Source organism: Streptomyces sp. NPDC037290, assembly GCF_055603245.1.
The window spans coordinates 1-4758 of sequence record NZ_JBVJVZ010000084.1 but is presented as its reverse complement, the minus strand read 5'-3'; the positions used below and the strand labels follow the sequence as shown (position 1 = coordinate 4758).

Genomic DNA, 4758 nt, shown 5'->3' with positions numbered 1-4758 from the left:
GGCCGACCAGCTGGACACCGCGATCGAGCAGAAGGGCAAGGGCGACCTGTCCGCTCTGCTGGCCGGCGGGGACACCTGGACGGTCGTCGGCTGAGCTTTCGGCCGGTTCGGCTACGAGGCCCAGGACTCCCCTGATCCGCTGGCCGGCTACGACGACTGCGGTGTGACCAACCCGGGCTGGGCAATCAACGAGAAGGACCTGATCACCGCGGTAATGTATGGCGGGGTCACTTGCCCCTGGGGAACGGGCATTCAATAACTCGGCGTGGTCCTACCGCAGGCGGGGGTGACCCTCATCAGCGGCAATGTCGCCCATGTGCACCGTCAGGCCGTCAACGCCACTTCACAGCGCATCGACACCCACGAGTACGGCAGTGTCGACCGGCTCATGCTCCGCCAACGGCCTGGCGCACCGACGATCATCAGCCAAAAAATCCGCGGAACCCGCGGGGCCGCATGAGCCGTCAAATAGCGTTTCGGCACCCCGCATATCCTCTCGCGCCATCCACGTAGGCTGGCTGGTTCCGGCGCGGCTCACCCCTGGTTTCTGATCACGGGTGAGCCGCGCCGGCGAAACCGCCAGGCTGATCACCTCGTCGCCAATAGTCCTCGATAGACGAGCACGGCCACGCCCGCATGGGGGATCAAGCCGCATAGAGCTGGGCGAGCTCTACTATAATTCCCGTCACGCCGGATGAATACGGATCACCCGACTGTGGAGCAGTACTCAAGATCGTTGATGAAGACCCCCGACCCTCAGGCCTGCTCACCTGATCATCTGCAAAACGAGCTCTCTCAAGAAGGGGCACAACGTCGGTCGTGCAGTGGACCGGTAGACGGGTGCGACGTGCTCTTCGCAGCGGTTGGCTCACTCTGGACAGGACCGACTTGTAATCCTTACATAGGATTCTACGTAGAAGGCGATGGGTGAATTCGATCAAGGGCGTTCCTGAACTGCGCCCCGCCCGGCCATCGCCAGGGAGGATGTACCCATGCCTGGAAGACCGTATAGTCTCGCCAGATTATTGGCCGCGGTGACGGCGGGGGCGTTATTGCTGTTACAGGCCGGCGAGTCGAACGCTGGCATCACTCCGATCACCAACGGCATATTGTTCACTGACCCCGCCGGTCGCGTGGTGCACGCGCACGACGGTGGCATGATCAAGGTGGGCCAGTTCTACTACTGGTTCGGCGAGAACCCTTATCCGAACAATCACTTCCGTTACATATCGGTGTACCGTTCGGCCGACCTGCGCACCTGGGAATTCCGCAACAACGTGTTGACCGAAGCGTCCTCCCCTGAACTGCGCGCCGCGAACGCCTCCCTCTGGCGCCCCAAGGTCATCTACAACCCGCGCACCAGGCAATACGTGATGTGGATGCGCAAGGGAAACAGACCGCAGGACCCCGAGTCCCAAAGAGGCCGGGTTGCCGTTGCCATGTCGCCGACGGTGGACGGCAATTACAAGTATCGCGGCAGCTTCCGGCCACTGAGGGACAAGTCCTTCGACGCGACCCTGTTCCAAGACGACGACGGCAAGGCTTATCTCATCTCGACGACCAACAACCAGCACGACCTCACGATCTTTCGCCTCAGTCCCGATTACCTCAACGTGGCCGCCCGGGTGACCATCCTGCGTGACGTCATTCGGGAGGGACAGGCCATGTTCAAACGCAACGGCGTCTACTTCCTCGTAGCCTCGGGCGTCACCGGCTGGTACCCCAACCAAGCCAAATACGCGACCGCGACGAGCATCGCCGGCCCCTGGAGTTCAATGGCGAACTACGGCGACAGCATCGCCTACGGCTCACAATCCTCGGCCATCCTGCCCGTGCAAGGCAGCGCCACGACCTCGTATCTCTACATGGGCGACCGACACGCGCGTGCCTGGGGCGAGAGCGTGAGCGATTCCGAGTACGTTTGGCTGCCGCTGCAGTTCCCTTCCCGCAGAACACTGTCGATGCGCTGGTACCCCCAGGTGTCCATCGACACCGCAACCGGAGTGGTCCGCGGCATCGGTAGGGGGCATGCCTACGAGGAACTCCGGGCACGGCACAGCAACATGTGCCTGACCGTGCCGTCGTCATCCACCGCCAACGGGACATGGGTCAAGCAGCAGACCTGCGGCACCGCCAAGGACTCCAATCAGCACTGGCAAGTCCTACGCCTGGACAACGGCTACTACCGGCTCGTCGTCCGACACAGCCACAAGTGCCTCACCGCGCCGACATCACCCACCGACAACGCCGTAGTGAGGCAACAGGCCTGCGGCACCGCCACGCAGCAGCAGTGGCAGTTCACCGGCCGCGACGGCGGCTACCAGGCCATTGCCCGGAGCAGCGGTAGGTGTCTGACCATCCCCAACGCCTCGACCGTCAATGGTGCGCGAGCCATCCAGTTTCCCTGCGGGAACACGTCCAACCAGCAGTGGCGCCTGGTGGCTGCCCCCTACTGAGCTGCGGTCGCAGTAACACGAGCGCCTGAGAACGATCACGATGCGAGCCGCAGGTTAAGTGGCGCGGACGGCTCCTGTCCGCCACGCGCTTCAGGGCACAGCGCCCGTGATGCCCCGGTCCCTCGCTGACGCTGCCGGCACACCACACGAGTCGCCGCCCCCGCCAACAAAAGAAGTGAGAAACGTGCCCTCATCAAGACTGAGAGCCCGTCTGGTTTAGACGGAGTGTCCGTCGAGGACGAGGTGCACCTTCCGGTCGAAGTGGCCCGCGAGGCGCTGCAGGAAGCGGCACATCACGTCCGCGTCAAAGGTCTCGGTGAACACCATGAAGTGCATCCGGCCCTTCGTCCTGATCGCGAACATCGCGTTCACGGAGAACCTCTTGCCCGTGCGGCGCACGACGGGGGTACACCCCTTGGCGCCCCAGGTGCGGCCGGTGACCTGGTCGGAACGGATGCCGACCTGGTCGGCGAAGAGCACCTCGCCCTTGTCGGCCTTCGCCTTCGCCCGGATCGCCGGCCAGGTCTCCTCGCGCCAGACGCGGACCGCTTCCGCGTCCTGCTCGACGGCCCGCTTGTCCGGCCGCTGGAACGACAATCCCCACCGGCGCAGGTACTTGCCCACCCCCCGCTCGCTCAGGTGCACTGGCCCGCGCCATCATGACGACCGCCGCCCTGGACGAGGTCGAGGCCTACAGCCGCGAAATCTGCGGCTCCTCCGAGATCGACTACGAGCGGAACAAGGCTGCATGGCTGAAGGATCAGCCGCCGGTACCGCTCGATACCGAAGCCGTGCTTCCTCAGCTCGACGAGTTCGAGACGGAGGCCCGCAACCGCGGAGTCACGCACACGACGTTCCGGCCACATCACCGAGGCCCTGAACCTCAAGGGCTCCCAGCGCGACGCCCTGCGCCAACTGCTCATCAGCAGCCGCCCGGAGCAGTACGACGAGCCCCTGTGGCGCATCACGACGCATCACGACGAAGTGTCGGATCCCAGCTGATGCCTGACGTTCTGGTCCAGGGTGATGCTTGACGGTGGGCCTAGACAACGTAGGGAGCCCCGTGGGGCTTGTTCGCTTTCACGTTACGGACCGGGACGTCGGTCGTGCGGCGGATCACCCGGACCTGGCCGTCCAGCTCGACGCTGATCGTCGTGTCGGACACGTGGACGGTCACGGTCTGTCCTGCGTAGGGGCGGCCGAGGGAGACGACCTGGCGGCAGACCATGACGGTGCCGACCGCGCTGACCCGCCGCTGCACCCGCACGGGCTCGATGCCCGGACGCGGCGGCGGTCCGGCCGGACGCAGGCCTCGTAGCCTGCGGACTTCCTCGCTGGTCAGCGGGTTGGGCCGCACCCGCAGCAGTTCCCGCGAGGACAGGTCGAAGAACGACAGCGTCTCGTCGTCGATGCGGATGCCCACCTGGCGGCCGCCGAGGATCTCCGCCGCCAGCACCTGGTGCCCGCCCAGGCCCACCAGGCCGCTGTTGTTCACCACCCGGTCCACCTCGAACGCCGCCCCGTCGCCGGCCGGAAGCGGGGCCGGCCCCGCCGGACGACCGCCCCGGGCGGCCAGCCGCGCCAGATCCGCCACCGACAAATGTGACCGCACGGTCTTGATCCGCGCCCCGGCGATCAGCAGATGGATCACCGAGGTGTCGGCCCAGAAGGTCACCGTCAGCCCTGAGCGTGCCGGACCCAGCCAGAACTGCTTGCCCGCGACCTGCAGATTCCCACTCGCAGGCACCACCCGCTCGAACTCCACCGGCCCACCGGGCTCCACCGGCACCACCTCAGGCAGGGCGGCAGTAACCTCGGAGGCTTCGGCCGGAGTCGGCTCCGGATCCTCTGCGGGTGTCCGCTGCTGCGGCACCAACGCCAGCACTCCAGGGATCTTCAGGCCCAGGACGTTCCGCTCCTGCTCGGCAACCGGGAAGAACCGGTCGCCCGGAGACTGCATGTCCAGCGCCTGATGCGGCCGCGAGGAGTTGTATTCCTCCACCCACGCATCCAGTGCCGCCTGAGCCGCCCCGATGCTCTCGAAAGCCCCGCAGTCGTCCAGGAGTTCACGCCGCAGCGTCTGATGGAACCGCTCGACCTTGCCCGTCGTGGTCGGCGACGCCGGCTGGGTGAGGCGGTGCGCGATCCCGTTCTCCCGGCAGATCCGGTCGAACAACACCTCACCACCCTGCCCGAACCGGTCGGTGTGTCCGCGTACATGTTGATGTGCAGAGGCAGGTACGAGCTCACGTACACACTCGATCGGGTTGATCTTGGGCGTGTCGTACGCGTGTCGTGAGTA

The 4758-nt window shown here is 65.6% G+C and carries 4 protein-coding genes and 1 pseudogene; 3 read left to right on the top strand and 2 right to left on the bottom strand.

Going from position 1 to position 4758, the window contains the following annotated elements:
- The first annotated feature begins 286 nt into the window (after positions 1–286).
- Both ACZ7HQ_RS44835 and ACZ7HQ_RS44830 read left to right on the top strand, forming a co-directional pair.
- The gene (locus tag ACZ7HQ_RS44835) at positions 287–460 is read left to right on the top strand and encodes a hypothetical protein (RefSeq protein WP_471003239.1); all 174 of its coding nucleotides are present in this window, start codon (positions 287–289) and stop codon (positions 458–460) included.
- A gap of 532 nt (positions 461–992) precedes the next feature.
- The gene (locus ACZ7HQ_RS44830) at positions 993–2456 is read left to right on the top strand and encodes an RICIN domain-containing protein (protein ID WP_471003236.1); all 1464 of its coding nucleotides are present in this window, start codon (positions 993–995) and stop codon (positions 2454–2456) included.
- 216 nt (positions 2457–2672) lie between these two features.
- On the opposite strand, the gene ACZ7HQ_RS44825 is transcribed toward ACZ7HQ_RS44830, so the two are convergent.
- Positions 2673–3101, bottom strand: coding sequence for a transposase (locus tag ACZ7HQ_RS44825; RefSeq protein WP_471003233.1), 429 nt, complete (start codon positions 3099–3101; stop codon positions 2673–2675).
- On the opposite strand from ACZ7HQ_RS44825, the pseudogene ACZ7HQ_RS44820 reads away from it, so the two are divergent.
- A pseudogene (locus tag ACZ7HQ_RS44820) lies at positions 3101–3458 on the top strand (DUF1152 domain-containing protein); the annotation flags it as partial. The gene ACZ7HQ_RS44825 and the pseudogene ACZ7HQ_RS44820 sit on opposite strands and share 1 nt — an antisense overlap.
- A 40-nt stretch (positions 3459–3498) precedes the next feature.
- On the opposite strand, the gene ACZ7HQ_RS44815 reads toward ACZ7HQ_RS44820, so the two are convergent.
- Positions 3499–4758: integrase core domain-containing protein (locus tag ACZ7HQ_RS44815; RefSeq protein ID WP_471003230.1), on the bottom strand; the 1260-nt coding region annotated here is incomplete at its 5' end.